The organism is Halomonas sp. Bachu 37 (genome assembly GCF_039691755.1).
Lineage (GTDB): Bacteria > Pseudomonadota > Gammaproteobacteria > Pseudomonadales > Halomonadaceae > Vreelandella > Vreelandella kashgarensis.
Window position 1 is genome coordinate 2379954 of record NZ_CP137552.1, and the last position, 15864, is coordinate 2395817.

The following is a 15864-nucleotide window of genomic DNA, read 5'->3' on the forward strand; positions in this document are numbered from 1 at the left end:
CGCTGTGTTTCTGGCCAGACACTGCGTGCGGTTTGATCGCTGTCCGTCTCGATGATCGTGGCACAAACAAATGCGCACGCTTCGTTTGGTACGGCCGAGGCGCCTATCTACACTGGTAATACCTTCAATCAATAATCTATTCGAGGTGAGCCATGGCCAAGCGTTTCAAGGTTGGCGATCATGTTCGCTGGAATTCCGAGGCGGGACACGTCAGCGGACGTATCATCCGGGTCCATACCCAGGACACGGAATACAAGGGGCATAAACGTCATGCCAGCGAGGATGAGCCGCAATACGAGATCGAGAGTGACAAAACCGATCATGTCGCCATGCATAAGGATTCAACGCTCAGCAAGGTAGAGGATTAACCGCAGGCGCCGATAATACGCATACCTGTTCTGGTCAAAACAGAACAATCTCAAGTACTTAAGTACAAGCTCAAGCCGAATGCCAATAAAAGTCACGGCAAGCTCTCTTCAAAGCGTCAAAAAGTTGATCAACTGCGCGGAAGGACGAGATGATCTTGCTACCTCGAAAAGGAGACTGCATGGCAAATTCCGATGTCCTGCGGCGTAATAACGTCAAGGTAACGGGCCAGGGCGAGCGCACCCTGATGCTGGCGCACGGCTTTGGCTGCGATCAGAAGATGTGGCGTTTTCTGATTCCAGCGCTGGGGCAGTATTACACTCTGGTGCTGTTCGATTACGTGGGGTCGGGCAACTCCGAACTCGCCGCCTTCGATCCGCAGCGCTATGCCACCCTGGAGGGCTACGCCCAGGACATCCTCGATATCTGTGAAGCGCTCGAGCTTTCGGATGTCACGCTGGTCGGTCACTCGGTCAGCAGCATCATCGGCCTGATCGCCAGTGAGATCGAGCCCGAGCGCTTCAGTCGTCTGGTGATGCTCTCGCCTTCACCCTGCTTTCAGAACCTGCCACCGGACTATTACGGCGGCTTCGAGCAGGGCGACTTGCAGGATCTGCTCGACTTGATGGACATGAACCATATCGACTGGGCCAATTATCTCGCCCCCGTGGTGATGGGTCAGGAAAACGGCGTCAGCCTGGTCGGCGAACTCACCGATAGCTTCTGCTCGATCGATCCGGTAGCGGCGAAGACCTTCGCCCAGGCAACGTTCACTGCCGACTACCGCCATATTCTCTCCGCCGTCCCGTGCCCCACGCTGATCATCCAGAGCAAGTACGACGCTCTGGCGCCCGAGCACATCGGTCACTATATGCATGCGTCCATGCCCAAGAGCACCCTGCTGGTGATCGACGCTGTCGGCCACTGCCCGCATATGTCTCATCCCCCGCAAGTGCTCGACGCCATTCTCGAGTTTCTGTCTCGATAGCTGTTGTCGATTAAACAAGCCGTTACTAGGCTGGTAGGTGATTGATCTGCCAGCCTGCCTCATCGGGCGGTACGAGGAATACTCAAGGGAGACACTTCAAGGAAGATGATATGAAACAGTTGAAAAAGAGCGGCGAATTCGGGCATCGGGCTTATTCGCTGCTTACCGGTCTCGGTCGTCATGAGCTTTCGGTTCTGTTGTGCGTTCTGGTCGTTTCGGGCGGAATCTGGGGATTCGTCGCGCTGGCCGACGAAGTCTTCGAGGGCGACACCCAAAGCATCGATGAAGCCATTCTACTTGCCCTGCGCAACCCGGCCGACCACGCCGACCCCCTCGGTCCCGGCTGGGTGGAGGAGCTGGGGCGCGATTTCACTGCGCTTGGCGGTGTGGGCGTGCTCATGCTGATCACACTCGGGGGCTTGGGTTTTCTGCTGCTGGCTCGGCGCTTTCGCGCCGCGCTCTTCACGACGGTTGCGGTCCCCGGCGGCGTGATAACCAGCATGCTGATGAAGGCCGGCTTCGATCGGCCTCGCCCCGATCTCGTACCCCATGAGTCGATCGTCTATACCGCGAGCTTTCCCAGCGGCCACGCGATGATGTCCGCGGTGACCTACCTCACACTCGCGGCGCTGCTCAGCCGCATGCAGTCACAGCTTCGCTTGAAGGCGTACCTGCTGCTGATGGCGATACTGCTTACCCTTCTGGTCGGCTCGAGTCGTGTCTATCTCGGCGTCCACTGGCCAAGCGATGTGATCGCCGGCTGGGCGGCTGGCTCGGCCTGGGCGGCGTTGTGCTGGCTGGTGATGCGTTGGTTGCAGCAACGGGGACAGGTGGAAGCGGAGCAACCAGACTCCACCCAGGTGGACTGAATGTGGCGCCTATCAGCGGGTCGTGCGCGCTTATTGCGCCGGCCCGCCCTTGTTGTCTCGCTCGCTCCTTCAATCTCGTGCCTTAGCATTACTCTTCAGCGTTACTCTTCACTATTCATGCTTTTCACTAGATCCCGGCTCCGTGGAGTCCGCCTCACGCTCGCGTAGCCACCCATCAACATACACGTGCCTGACGACTACCATTACCAGCGCGGTCAACGGACCCGCCAGCAGCAGGCCCCATAGCCCGGCAAGCAGGCTGAGCCAGAGTTGCACGATGATCAACAGGCCAGGCGGAATACTCACCGCTTCGCGCTGAATGAACGGTGTGATGAGGTAGCTCTCCAGAAATTGCACCAGCGCATACAGGATCACCACATAGAGAAGGGCACTCTGGCCGATGGTAACGGCCACCAGCAAGGCAGGAATGGCGGAAATGATCGGTCCCAGGTAGGGAACGAAGGCAAGCACGGCAGCCAACAAGGCCAGGGAAAGTGCCATGGGAATCCCGATCAGCCAGAGCCCGATTCCCGTCAACAGACCGATCGCCATCATCGAGGCGAGTCTACCGAGCAGCCACCAGCTCATTCTTCTCTCGACCGCCATCAGCAGTTCGAAAGCGCCATCGCGATGTTTGGGGAAGACAACCGCCAGCAGGCCGTTACGGTAGGTCCAGGGCTCGAACGCGACGAACAGACCGATAAACATGACCACGACCACATTGCCCAGTGCGCCAAGCGTCGAAGAGAAGAACGACGTGACACGTGACAACCCGCTCCCCATCATGTCCTGGGCCGAGCCGTTCTGTTCCATCTGATTCAGCACCTGGGTTCCCAGGGGCCATTCCCCTACGTTGGCCTTGATCTCTTCCAATGATTCCGGGAGAACGTCCAGAAACTGCTGCGATTGCTGCGTGACGTTGGAGGAGAAGTTCATGCCGAACAGCGCCAGGAGGCCCAGGATGACCAGCAACACGACTGCCAGCGCCCAACGATACGACAGAAAACTGTGCCGGCTGAGCCAGTGCGAGGGTATATAAAGTGCCAGGGCGAGCAACAGCCCCGCACCTGTCATCAATACCATCGTGCTACCCAGCCACAGCGCCAACAGCAGGACTATCACCGAGCCTACGATACCGACCGTAATCCAGACTCTCCGGGCGAATTCCTTTAGCGAAACCCTGCTTTCTTGCGAGTGCATACGACGCTCCATGTGGCCGAGCCTGACGGGCACCACCGCCATCCGTGCTCGTTTCGTGATGGGTCCGACCCCCATTCAGGATAGACAGGATAGCGACTTTGAACAGCAGACCCGCCAGGTTCGAGGCAAGCAAGCTCAAGGCGAGCCGTCATCGTCGGCACGGATCCAGGCATTCGACCTGCTTGAGCCCCCCACCTGTCTTGACTAAGCTGGATCGAAGCGACATGGACACCACTCATGCAGTGGCGATGGCTCGATGGTCAGCCTCATCGAGCGTTTAAACGGATATGAGGACATCAGGATGATCTCCTACTTGCTGCAGGATAAGCCGGCGGCCGCTCCGCCTGGCAGCGCCAAAAGCGTTTATCATTCGATGCTGAATGAGCCACTAGCACAGCAGAACCGACAACTTTCCTACGAGTTCCTGCTGTCCCAGCTTGACGAAGCCTCACGCCTGCCGTGCGATATGCCGTCTCGGCCTCACGTGCTGGGTGACTGGCTGGAGCGCGAAACCGCCGAGACAGGAGCGCAGTACGCAGCGTATCTCGACCAGCGCCGGCAGGGCCAACCACGACGCTACTTTACCTGTCGTGCTCACGCGCTGACTTTTCTGCAGCGAGTCGCTCCCACCAAGCTGGTCGATGGCGCCTGGCTCTATGGGGTGCTGCCTAACTGGGCGGATGAGCGTTTTCACCCGCTGATCCGAACCTATCTTGAGGAATTGGGCGACGGTGAACCGAGCCAGAATCATGTCGTGCTTTATCGCCGCCTGCTCGCGCGATACGGGTGTGACATCCTGCCGGAGATGAGCGACGAGCACTATACGCAAGGAGCGCTGCAGCTCTCCCTGGCCTACCAAGCCGACCGATTCCTGCCCGAACTGATTGGCTATAACCTCGGCTACGAGAAGCTTCCCCTGCATCTACTGATCACCGCGTTCGAGCTCGATGAATTGGGTATCGATCCCTACTACTTTTCCCTTCATGTCACGATCGACAACGCCAGCACGGGCCATGCACGCCGGGCCATGCAGTCGGTACTGAACATGCTGCCAGAAGATAGCGATCCTCAGCGATTCATGGCGCGAGTCGCCAACGGCTATCGGCTAAATGAGCTGGGCCTTGGCGCTACCGATATCATCGAGACCTTCGATCTAGAGAAGGAACTCGTCGCCATGCTGAAACACAAGAGCGTCTTCGGCCGCTATGTTCACTCCGACTACAAGCGGATCGGTAATCTGACGATCAACGAATGGCTCAATGATCCCGAACTGATCGAAGACTTCCTGCAAGTGATGCAAGAGACGGGGCTGATAAAGCGCCACCAGGACCCACAGTCCAGCCCTTTCTGGAAGCTCATCGACGATAGCAAGAAACCGCCTATGTATGGCGTCTTCAGTCCTTCCGAGAAACAGCTGCTTTACGACTGGATTGCCGGAGATTGGCTCGATCATGGCAAAGACGTGCACGTCGTGGATGTCGAAACCCGGAGCGAGCCCGGCTCCGCCACGCCCTTCCGCCACCATCGCGCGGCTGGCTCGCCGTTGCGGGTACCGGCGAGCCAGCAGCAGGAGCGGCCGAAAGACCTGGATCGGAGCGTCGAGTTCAAGAAAGAAGAGTTAAGGCAACTGCCGGAAGCAACACGAATCGAGTACCTGATCGACTTGATGGGCCCTTCGCAACATGCCACTGCGGCGGGCCTGGCGGCCACCCAGATTTTCTCCGCCAGTGTGCCATAGACGAGGGAGGCTCGACTCCCCTTGGAGAAAACGCAGCTTGACCGGCACTTCCGGTTTCAACTCGCCCGAGCGTGCTGAAAGCCGAAAGTGCCGCCCATGTTTGAACCCGACGTTATACCAGACTGGCCGGATCGACGCTTTCCAGACCAAAGGCATCAGCCACGGCCCGGTAGGTCACCTGGCCGTTGTGCACGTTGAGGCCGGGCAGGAAATGCGGGTCGTCGGCCAGCGCCTGTTTCCATCCCTTGTCGGCCAGCGCAATGATGTACGGCAGAGTGGCATTGGTCAGCGCCTGGGTGGAAGTTCGCGCCACCGCCCCCGGCATGTTCGCCACGCAGTAATGCACCACGCCATCGACAATGTAGGTCGGCTCGGCGTGGGTAGTGGCCTTGCTGGTCTCGAAGCAGCCGCCCTGGTCGATGGCGACGTCCACCAGCACGCTGCCGGGCTTCATGTCGGCAAGCATCGCGCGTGTGATCAGCTTGGGCGCGGCGGCACCGGGAATCAGCACGGCGCCCACGATAAGGTCGGACTCGCGCACTGCCTCGTCGATGGCGTCAGCAGTGGAAAACACCGTCTTCATGCGCCCCTGATAGCGGTCATCGAGCACTTCCAGGCGGGGAATCGACTTGTCGAGCACCGTCACCTCGGCACCCAGGCCGAGCGCCATGCGCGCGGCATTCTCACCCACTACCCCACCGCCGATCACGGCGACCCTGGCCGGGGCCACGCCGGGAACACCAGGCAGCAGAACGCCGGAACCACCCTGGGCCTTCTCCAGACTGTGCGCCCCCGCCTGGATAGCCATGCGGCCAGCCACCGTACTCATCGGCGCCAACAGCGGTAGGCCGCCCTGACGGTCGGTGATGGTCTCGTAGGCGATGCAGGTGACGCCACTGTCGATAAGGCCTCGAGTCAAGGACTCCTCGGCAGCCAGATGGAGATAGGTGAATAGCGTCTGCCCCGACTTCAGGCGCTTGACCTCTTCAGACTGCGGCTCCTTGACCTTGAGGATCAGCTCGGCGCTATCCCACACCTTGGCCACATCGGCTTCGATGCGGGCCCCGGCGGCTTCATAGGCATCGTCGGCGAATCCGGCGCCTTCCCCCGCCCCGGCCTGCACGGTGACGCCATGGCCTCGGCCGATCAGCTCGCGGGCGCCGGTGGGAGTCAAGGCGACGCGGTATTCGTGGTTCTTGATTTCCTTGGGAATGGCAATCTGCATGGTTGTTGTCTCTTGTTGGATCGTCTCTTGTTAGGTCGACTCTTGTCAGGATGCCCAGCGCATGGCCCATGGCCATGCGCTGCTATCGTCAGTCCCGGCTCGATCAGGAGGGGAACGAGAATTGCGAGCCTTCGCGGACCCCGGCCGACGGCCAGCGCTGGGTGATCGTCTTGCGCCGCGTGTAGAAACGCACCGCATCGGGACCGTAGGCGGAGAGATCACCGAACAGCGAACGCTTCCAGCCGCCGAAGCTGTGGTAGGAGACCGGCACCGGCAGCGGCACGTTGATGCCCACCATGCCCACCTGGATACGGTCGCTGAAATAACGCGCCGCTTCCCCGTCGCGGGTATAAATGCAAGTGCCGTTGCCGTACTCGTGATCGTCGATCAACTTCATCGCCTCATCCATGGAAGCGGCTCGCACCACCAGCAGCACCGGGCCGAAGATCTCCTCCTGGTAACAGGTCATCTCGGGGGTCACCCGGTCGATCAGGGTACCGCCCACATAGAAGCCGTTATCGTGCCCCGGCACCTGAACACCGCGGCCATCGACCACGATAGTGGCGCCCTGCTTTTCGGCACTGTCGATATAGCCGCAGACCTTCTCCTGGTGCGCCTTGGTGATCACCGGGCCGAAGTCGTTGCTCTTGTCGGAGAATGGGCCGACCTTGAGCGACTTCATCTGCTCCTGCATCTTGGCGATCAGCGTATCGGCGGCTTCGTCACCCACGGCCACCGCCACGGATAGCGCCATGCAACGCTCACCCGACGAACCGAAGGCCGCCCCGTTCAAGGAGTTGACCACGTTGTCCATGTCGGCGTCGGGCATGACGATGGCGTGGTTCTTGGCGCCGCCCAGGGCCTGACAGCGCTTGCCGTTCGCGCTTGCCCGAGAATAGATGTATTCGGCGATCGGGGTGGAACCGACGAAGCTGACAGCCTGCACGCGCGGGTCATCGAGCAGGGTGTCGACGGCTTCCTTGTCACCGTTGACCACATTGATCACGCCGGCAGGTAGCCCCGCCTCCTGGGCCAGCTCGGCAATGTAGAGCGCCGAGCTGGGGTCACGTTCGGAGGGTTTGAGGACGAACGTGTTGCCGCAGGCGATGGCCATGGGATACATCCACAGCGGTACCATCGCCGGGAAGTTGAACGGCGTGATGCCGGCCACCACACCCAGCGGCTGGAACTCGCTCCAGGAGTCGATGCTGGGGCCGGTGTTCTTGCTATGCTCGCCCTTGAGCAGCTCCGGGGCGTAGCAGGCGTACTCGACGTTCTCGATACCCCGGGCGAGTTCGCCCCGCGCATCATGGACGATCTTGCCGTGTTCCTGGCCGACCAGACGGACGATTTCGTCGGCGTGTTCTTCCAGCAGCTGCTTGAAGCGGAACATGATCCGGGCGCGCTTGGCGGCCGGAGTGTCACGCCAGGCCGGATAGGCGGCCTCGGCGGCGGCAATGGCCTCCTCGACGGTAGCCTTGCTCGCCAGGCTCACCTGGCCGGCGACCTCGCCGACGGAGGGGTTGAAGATATCCTGGGTACGCTCTTCGCGGTCGACACGCACACCGTTGATCAGATGGCCGAGTGTTGTCATGAGTTGCCTCTTGTTGGGTCTGTCGGTTTAGTCTTCAGGAGTCAGGGTTTCAATTCAGTTCGCTGATGGCATCGCCGATCACGTTGACGACCCGGTCGATCTCCTCACGCTCGACGATGAAGGGCAGGCCGAGCTGGATGGTGTCGCCGCCGTAGCGCACGTAGAACCCTTTCTCCCAGCACTTCATGGCGATCTCGTAGGGACGGCGGGCCGGCTCACCGGGATAGGGTTCGATCTGCAGGGCGCCGGCGAGTCCATAATTGCGGATATCGCTGATATAGCGCGTGCCCTTGAGCCCGTGAAGCGCTTCTTCGAAGACCGGGCTCATCTCGCGTACGCGGTCGACCAGGCGTTCCTGCTCGAGCACGTCCAGGGCCGCCAGGGCCGCGGCACACGCCACCGGGTGCCCCGAATAGGTGTAGCCATGGGGCAGCTCGAGCATGTAATCGGGCCCGCCCTGCTCCATGAAGGTGTGGTAGATCTCGCCCTGAACGATCACGCCGCCCATGGGGACCGCACCGTTGGTCAACTGCTTGGCGAAGTTCATGATGTCGGGGGTGACGCCGAATTCCTCGGCACCGGTCATGGAACCCATGCGGCCGAAAGCGGTGATCACCTCATCGAAGATCAGCAGGATGTCGTGCTGGTCGCAGATCTCGCGCAGCCGCTTCAGGTATCCCTTGGGCGGCGGAATCACCCCCGCCGAGCCGGCCAGCGGCTCGACGATCACAGCGGCGATGTTGGAGGCGTCGTGCAGCGCGATCAGCTCCAGCAACTCGTCGGCCTTCTCGGCGCCGCGCTCGGGCATGCCACGGGTGAAGGCGTTCTCCGGGATCAGGGTGTGCGGCAGGTGATCGGCATCGACCCCCTGGCCGTAGAGCGCCCGGTTGGCACCGATACCGCCCAGGCTGAAGCCACCGAAATTGACCCCGTGATAGCCCTTGGCCCGCCCGATCAGCTTGGTCTTGGTGGGCTTGCCCTTCTTGCGCCAGTAAGCACGCGCAATCTTCAGGGACGTATCGGCGCTCTCGGAACCGGAACCGGTGAAGAAGGTGTAATCCAGGCCCTTCGGGGTCAGCTCACGCAGGCGATGGGCCAGCTCGAAGGCCTTGGGATGACCGAACTGGAAGGCCGGCGCGTAGTCCAGCTCGCGCAGTTGCTTGCTTACCGCGTCGGCGATTTCCGGGCGGGAGTGCCCGGCGCCACACGTCCACAGCCCGGAGAGGCCGTCGAATACATCGCGGCCCTGGGCATCCTTGAGATAACTGCCCTTGGCACCGACGATGATGCGCGGGTCGCGCTTGAATTGCCGGTTGCCGGTGTAAGGCATCCAGTAGGCGTCGAGCTGCTCGGCGCTGAGCCCGGCGGTAGGGGAAAACTCTTGAGCTGACATGGCCACTACCTCTGTACTTATTGCCATTATTGAATGGTGTCACAACCAGACTAGGACGCTCTTTTCATTAATTAAATAAAAAGTTGTTTAATCTCATGCAAGCATTTACTTAACTTTATGATATCGCCTCGCTACTCTGGTGACGACATCGGAGAACGCCTGGCGAAGCGATTGCCTGGCCCGACACAAGCTCAGGCGACAGCACAGGGGAAGGAAAAAACATGGCACACCGCAAGATAGCGCCGATGGGTCAGCCCGGCGACTCCGACCTGCGCTTATTGAGGATTTACCGCAAAGTCGTGGAGTGCGGCGGGTTTTCTGCTGCCGAAGTGGAGCTGGGCATCAGCCGGGCCGCCATCAGCATGGCGATGAACGACCTGGAAACACGCCTCGGCCTGCGCCTCTGCCAACGGGGTCGTAGCGGCTTTGCCCTGACCAATGAAGGCACCGAGGTCTACCAATCGGCCTTGCAACTGCTGGCGGCAGTGGAAGGCTTCCGCACCCAGGTCAACGGCCTGCATGCCCGGCTCAAGGGTGAACTCAATATCGGCATCACCGACAATTTGGTGACCATGCCCGAAATGCACATCACCCACGCCCTGAGCGCGCTCAAGGAACGGGGCCCCGACGTGCGCATCAATATCCGCATGATTCCGCCGAGCGAGATCGAGCTGGCGGTGCTCGATGGTCGTCTGCACACCGGGGTGATACCGGATTTAAAGACCCTGCCGGGGCTCGACTACCTGGCCTTGTACGACGAGGCATCGAGGCTCTACTGTGCAGCCGGCCATCCGCTGTTCGAGGCGACGGATGTCACCCGTGAGGCATTGGCCAGCTACGATGCCGTCGTCCCCGCCTATGCCCAGACAGCGGAAATCAAGGCGATTCACGAGCCGCTCAAGGCGTCCGCCTCGGCCACCGATCGTGAAGGTGTCGCTTTTCTGATCCTCTCCGGCCGTTATATCGGCTACTTGCCCACCCATTACGCCGAACGCTGGGTACGCGACAGACAGATGAAGGCACTGCCCTACCACGGTTGGCGCTACATGACGGGCTACAGCGCCATTACCCGCAAAGGGGGGCTGCCCAACCTGGTACTGGAATGTTACCTAGAAGAACTGAACAAGCTGATCAACAGTAATTGATTCGCCTGCAAGTTGCTGAAACCCAACATTCTATTGTTGTATTAAGCGCACTCACTTGGTGCATATAGCAATAAAAAGACCCAACTCAGGGCATTAAAACTCACTTGACCAAACGGCAAAAAAACTCCTTGACCAGCCGAGAAATGACTTTTACCTTTACCAAAAGGTAAAAAAACAATGACAACATGAGCACGCCTCCCATGGAATATAAAACCTATTCAGTTCAAGAAGATACAGGATATTCACGATCGGTCTTCGTGGTGATTCCGCCGTGTTAAGGCTTAAAGGTCTGGTCTGATTGCAGGCAGAACCACATACATCGATTGTTGAATCATGGTGCTCGGCAAAGGCATTGCCGAGCCAATAGGGACAGCTGTGTCCGAAGAAAGCAGCCGTTCAATTCCGCTAAATGACAGGAAGCGCAACGACACAATCTCGACAACATCATTTCACCAGCACAATAAAGAGGTCTCGAAATGGCGAATAATGTGAAGTGCGGTCTGATCCAGATGTCTCTGAAGGGTGATACCTCCATGAGTCCGGACGAGATCCGCAGCAAGATGATCGACGCCCACCTGCCCCTGATCGACGAAGCGGCGCAACAGGGAGTTCAGGTTCTCTGCTTCCAGGAGGTATTCACCCAGCCCTATTTCTGTCCCAGCCAAGACAGGAAATGGTACGACTCGGCGGAAAACATCCCCGATGGCCCTACCACCAAGCTGATGCAGGAGTATGCCAAGAAGCACCGCATGGTCATTGTGGTGCCGATCTATGAGGAAGAAATGCCGGGTGTCTACTACAACACCGCTGCGGTCATCGATGCGGACGGCAGTTATCTCGGCAAGTATCGCAAGAATCATATTCCCGATACGGCACCGGGATTCTGGGAAAAACTCTACTTCAAGCCAGGCAATCTGGGATATCCCGTCTTCGATACCGCCTACTGCAAGCTGGGTGTATACATTTGCTACGACCGCCACTTCCCGGAAGGATGGCGTGCCCTTGCGCTCAACGGGGCGGAATACATCGTCAACCCCTCCGCCACGGTGAAGGGCAAGAGTCGCTACCTCTGGGAACTCGAGCAACCCGCCTCCGCCGCCGCCAATGGCGTTTTCATCGGTGCCATCAACCGCGTGGGTAGCGAAGCCCCCTGGGATGGGCAGATGGGCGAGTTTTATGGCTCCAGCTACATCGTCAATCCCAAGGGCCAGATCGAGGCCCAGGCCAGTGAAGACCAGGATGAGTTGCTGGTTCACGAGATCGACCTGGACATGATTCGCGAAGTCCGCAAAGGGTGGCAGTTCTTCCGCGACCGCCGCCCCGAAACCTATGACGAGCTCGTGGATTACTGAGGTCCCTTGCGCTTCCCGAGCCGGGGAAACCAGCCTGTCCCCGGCATCATAACAACAACACAGTGAGCTGAATCATGAGTGAAACAAGAAACAAGGCCGAGCTTAAGGCCGGCTATAGCCCTGAGTTGTGGAACGCCGACCTGGCACCCGTGGACAAGGAAGAACGCACCTGGTCCTGGCAGAATATCGCCAGCTTGTGGGTCTCGATGGTGGTCTGCGTGCCCGCCTACATGCTGGCGGCGAGCCTGATTCCCGAAGGCATGTCCTGGTGGCAGGCGGTACTCACCGTCTTTCTCGCCAATACCATCATCTTGATTCCCATGCTGTTGCTGGGCCATGCCGGGGCCAAGCACGGTATCCCTTTCCCAGTGCTCCTCAGGGCGTCCTTCGGCACCTCCGGCGCCAAACTGGCGGCCATGTTGCGCGGTGTGGTCGGTTGTGGCTGGTTCGGCATCCAGACCTGGGTCGGCGGCTCCGCCATCTATGCGATTCTCAACATCCTTACCGGGCGCGCCTTGGTGGGGGAGCCGTTGCCGGGGTTGGGTATCGACCTGGCGCAGCTTCTCAGTTTTCTGGCCTGTTGGGCGGTGCATGTCTATTTCATCGCTCGGGGCACGGAGTCCATTCGTTTCCTGGAAACCTATGCGGCGCCCTTCCTGATTGCCATGTGCTTCGGGCTGTTGATCTGGGCGGTGGTAAAAGCCGGTGGTTTCGGCCCCATGCTCGATACGCCGTCGGAGTTCATCGAGGGAGGCTCGCGAGAAGGTGAATTCTGGCAGGCTTTCTGGCCGGGATTGACCGCCATGGTCGGTTTCTGGGCCACCCTGGCGTTGAACATTCCCGACTTTACCCGGTTCGCCAAGAGCCAGCGGCATCAACTGATTGGCCAGGCACTGGGCCTGCCGATACCCATGGCGATCCTGGCGTTCATCGCCGTGGCGGTGGCCTCCGCTACCAGCGTGATCTATGGCGAAGCCCTCTGGGACCCGGTCGCCATCACCGAGCGCATGGGTGGAGCAGCGGTTGTCGTCTCGCTCGTGGCATTGGTGATCGCCACAGTGACCACCAACCTGGCGGCTAACGTGGTCGCTCCCGCCAACGGCTTCGCCAACCTGATGCCGGGCAAGATCTCGTTTCGCATGGGCGGCTACATCACCGCCGGCCTGGGGATCGCCATCATGCCCTGGAAACTGCTGGAAACCACCGGCGCCTACATCTTTACCTGGCTGATCGGCTACTCCGCGCTCCTCGGCCCGTTGGCGGGCATCATGCTGGCTGACTACCTGCTGCTGAGAAAGACCGAGCTGGCACACGATGACCTGTTCAAGGACCACGGCCGATACAGCTACACCAATGGCTGGAATCCCATGGCCTGGGCGGCCTTCATCATCGCGGTACTGCCCAATCTCCCCGGCTTTCTGTCGGCGGCGGGCCTGGTGGAAAGCGTGCCGGAAATATTCTCGGCCATCTACAACTATGCCTGGTTTGTCGGCGTTGCCGTCGGGGCCATCGTCTACCTGGGCCTCATGAGCATGAATCGTCCCGCAACGGCCAACGTAGCGCCGCGAGCGTAACCACAAGCAACAACATATAGCAGCAACAACTTACAAGCGCAGGAAAGGAGAGATCCATGTCCGTTTTGATCAAGGGTGGCACAGTGGTCACCGCTGACCACACATTCAAATCCGATGTCTATTGTGAAGACGGAAAAATCGTCGCCATTGGCGAGAACCTGGATGTTCCGGCATCCGCGGAAGTCGTGAATGCCGATGGCCAGTACGTCATGCCGGGCGGCATCGACCCCCACACTCACATGCAATTCCCCTTCATGGGCACCGTCGCCAGCGACGATTTCTATACGGGCACGGCGGCAGCCCTGGCCGGTGGCACGACGAGCATCATCGACTTCGTGATCCCGCAGCCCGGACAGCGCCTGATGGACGCCTATCACCAGTGGCAGAAGTGGGCAGAGAAAGCCGCTACCGATTTCACCTTCCACGTGGCGATTACCTGGTGGGACGAGTCCGTGCATGACGACATGGAAACCCTGGTGCGCGAGCACGGGGTCAACAGTTTCAAGCACTTCATGGCCTACAAGAATGCCATCATGGCGGATGATGAAACCCTGGTGAACAGCTTCCGCCGCTGTGTGGAACTGGGAGCGATGCCCACCGTGCATGCGGAAAATGGTGAATTGGTCTATCAGTTGCAGCAGGAAATGCTGAAGAAGGGCATTACCGGCCCCGAGGCCCAGCCCCTTTCACGCCCCCCCTTCGTCGAGGGTGAGGCCGCCAACCGAGCCATCCAGGTGGCCCAGGCGATGCATACGCCCCTTTATATCGTCCACGTCTCCTGCAAGGACTCGCTGGACGCCATTGCTCGGGCACGTGCTGAGGGTCAACGGGTCTACGGTGAGGTACTCGCCGGCCATCTAGCCATCGACGACAGTGTCTATCGCAGTGAGGACTTCGACTTCGCGGCAGGTCACGTGATGAGCCCTCCCTTCCGTCCCAAGGAGCATCAGGACGCACTGTGGCGTGGTTTGCAAGGCGGCAACCTGCACACCACGGCAACGGACCACTGCTGCTTCTGCAAGGACCAGAAGGCGGCCGGCCGTGACGACTTCACCAAGATCCCCAACGGCACCGCCGGTGTCGAGGACCGCCTGGCGATCCTCTGGGACGAGGGGGTCAACAAGGGCCGCCTGACCCTGAACGAGTTCGTCGCGGTGACCTCCACCAATACCGCCAAGCTGTTCAACATCTATCCGCAGAAAGGCAGCATCACGGAAGGCGCCGATGCCGACATCGTGGTCTGGGACCCACAAGGCACACGCACCATTTCCGCCGACAGCCACCACATGAACGTGGACTTCAATATCTTCGAGGGTCGCACCGTCACGGGTATCCCCTCCCACACCCTGAGCCACGGCAAGATCGTCTGGCGTAACGGCCAATTGAACGCGGAGCGTGGTGCCGGCCGGTATATCAAGCGGCCACCATTCTCTCCGGTCGTGGAAGCGGTGGCGCGCCAAACCGAACTCAACGAGCCACAGGCGGTAAAACGCTGAATCGATAGCGACACACGATCTATAGCGACACATAATTATAACGACATAAGGCGGGGACGATGGCCGCCATCGTTCCCGCTTATCGCTCCTTTCAATCAGGGCCCGCTGTTGCCGATAGCGGGCCCGTTTTCTATTTGTCGTCCTGGCTCTCCGAACGAGTGGACGCAACGAGGGGGCATGGTTATTCTGTCGCTCGTTTAACTCCCTGACGAGAGCCACATGAGTCAACCACCCGTCGAGCAAAAATCATCTCGTCGTTCCGCCAATCGACGCGCCCTGGAGCAGAAGATTCTCGATGCCGCCGAGATCATCTTCGCGGAACAAGGCTTCAATGGCGCTGCCCTGGAGTCCATCGCCGAGAAGGCCGGTCTTTCCAAGCAGAACATGCTGTATTACTTCCCCTCCAAGGAAAGCCTCTACCAGAACGTGCTCAAGGATATTCTCGACCTGTGGATCGAGAAAATGACGCTGATGGAGCAGAACGGCGACACGCCGGCGGTGATGCTGGAAAACTACATTCGCGGCAAGCTGGAGATCTCCAGGGTGCGCCCGTACGGGTCCAAGATATTTGCCAATGAGGTGATCGGCGGCGCCTCGCACCTGCAGGTCTACCTCAGAAACGACCTCTTGCCTCAGCTTGAGGCGGATCTCGAGCTGGTCCGCACATGGATCGCCAATGGCGAGATGGACCCGGTCGACCCGGAACACCTCTTCTTCACCATCTGGGCTTCGACCCAGACCTATGCCGACTTTTCCTCACAGATAAGCCTGGCGCTGGGCAAGAACGAGCTGGATGAGGAGGACTTTCAGAAAGCGGGGGACTTCCTGACCCACGTATTGCTCAAGGGATTGGGGCTCAAGAAGGACTGACTGAACCGAAAAAGAGGGAATTGCCTCCCCATATTGTGGCAAACCCTGTAAATG

14 protein-coding genes are annotated in these 15864 nt (G+C 59.7%); 10 read left to right on the forward strand and 4 right to left on the reverse strand.

Features of this window, described 5'->3' with window-relative positions:
- Positions 1 to 152 precede the first annotated feature (152 nt).
- The 3 genes from R5M92_RS10980 (at position 153) to R5M92_RS10990 (ending at position 2223) form a co-directional block, all read left to right on the forward strand.
- Positions 153 to 368: a DUF2945 domain-containing protein gene (locus tag R5M92_RS10980; RefSeq protein WP_346795986.1), complete on the forward strand. Its 216-nt coding sequence runs from the start codon at positions 153 to 155 to the stop codon at positions 366 to 368.
- 179 nt (positions 369 to 547) lie between these two features.
- Positions 548 to 1354 (forward strand): alpha/beta hydrolase, encoded by an 807-nt coding sequence (locus R5M92_RS10985; protein WP_346795987.1) that lies wholly within the window; start codon positions 548 to 550, stop codon positions 1352 to 1354.
- 110 nt (positions 1355 to 1464) lie between these two features.
- Entirely contained in the window at positions 1465 to 2223 is a 759-nt protein-coding gene (locus R5M92_RS10990; RefSeq protein ID WP_346795988.1) for a phosphatase PAP2 family protein, read from the forward strand.
- A gap of 111 nt (positions 2224 to 2334) precedes the next feature.
- Here the strand turns inward: R5M92_RS10990 and R5M92_RS10995 are convergent, their stop codons facing one another.
- A complete protein-coding gene (locus tag R5M92_RS10995) occupies positions 2335 to 3423 on the reverse strand; it encodes an AI-2E family transporter (protein ID WP_346795990.1) in 1089 nt (362 codons plus the stop codon).
- Between the two features lie 10 nt (positions 3424 to 3433).
- Between R5M92_RS10995 and R5M92_RS11000 the strand changes: the two genes are divergently transcribed.
- Both R5M92_RS11000 and R5M92_RS11005 read left to right on the forward strand, forming a co-directional pair.
- Positions 3434 to 3631, forward strand: coding sequence for a hypothetical protein (locus R5M92_RS11000; protein ID WP_346795992.1), 198 nt, complete (start codon positions 3434 to 3436; stop codon positions 3629 to 3631).
- Positions 3632 to 3724: 93 nt separating this feature from the next.
- A complete protein-coding gene (locus R5M92_RS11005) occupies positions 3725 to 5161 on the forward strand; it encodes an iron-containing redox enzyme family protein (protein ID WP_346795993.1) in 1437 nt (478 codons plus the stop codon).
- Positions 5162 to 5273: 112 nt separating this feature from the next.
- On the opposite strand, the gene ald is transcribed toward R5M92_RS11005, so the two are convergent.
- From ald to R5M92_RS11020, 3 genes are all read right to left on the reverse strand, one after another.
- Positions 5274 to 6386, reverse strand: a complete 1113-nt coding sequence (ald, locus tag R5M92_RS11010) for an alanine dehydrogenase (protein ID WP_346795995.1) — start codon at positions 6384 to 6386, stop codon at positions 5274 to 5276.
- Between the two features lie 103 nt (positions 6387 to 6489).
- Positions 6490 to 7980: a CoA-acylating methylmalonate-semialdehyde dehydrogenase gene (locus tag R5M92_RS11015; protein WP_346795996.1), complete on the reverse strand. Its 1491-nt coding sequence runs from the start codon at positions 7978 to 7980 to the stop codon at positions 6490 to 6492.
- A gap of 49 nt (positions 7981 to 8029) precedes the next feature.
- Positions 8030 to 9373 (reverse strand): aspartate aminotransferase family protein, encoded by a 1344-nt coding sequence (locus R5M92_RS11020; protein WP_346795997.1) that lies wholly within the window; start codon positions 9371 to 9373, stop codon positions 8030 to 8032.
- Positions 9374 to 9594: 221 nt separating this feature from the next.
- On the opposite strand from R5M92_RS11020, the gene R5M92_RS11025 reads away from it, so the two are divergent.
- The 5 genes from R5M92_RS11025 (at position 9595) to R5M92_RS11045 (ending at position 15810) form a co-directional block, all read left to right on the forward strand.
- Positions 9595 to 10518, forward strand: coding sequence for a LysR family transcriptional regulator (locus tag R5M92_RS11025; protein WP_346795999.1), 924 nt, complete (start codon positions 9595 to 9597; stop codon positions 10516 to 10518).
- Between the two features lie 476 nt (positions 10519 to 10994).
- Entirely contained in the window at positions 10995 to 11870 is an 876-nt protein-coding gene (locus R5M92_RS11030) for a nitrilase-related carbon-nitrogen hydrolase (protein ID WP_346796000.1), read from the forward strand.
- A 74-nt stretch (positions 11871 to 11944) separates the two neighbouring features.
- Positions 11945 to 13444 carry an NCS1 family nucleobase:cation symporter-1 gene (locus R5M92_RS11035; RefSeq protein WP_346796001.1) on the forward strand — a complete coding sequence of 500 codons (1500 nt, stop codon included), beginning with the start codon at positions 11945 to 11947 and terminating at the stop codon, positions 13442 to 13444.
- Positions 13445 to 13500: 56 nt separating this feature from the next.
- Entirely contained in the window at positions 13501 to 14940 is a 1440-nt protein-coding gene (gene hydA, locus R5M92_RS11040) for a dihydropyrimidinase (protein ID WP_346796002.1), read from the forward strand.
- 219 nt (positions 14941 to 15159) lie between these two features.
- Positions 15160 to 15810 carry a TetR family transcriptional regulator C-terminal domain-containing protein gene (locus R5M92_RS11045; protein ID WP_346796003.1) on the forward strand — a complete coding sequence of 217 codons (651 nt, stop codon included), beginning with the start codon at positions 15160 to 15162 and terminating at the stop codon, positions 15808 to 15810.
- Positions 15811 to 15864: the final 54 nt, after the last annotated feature.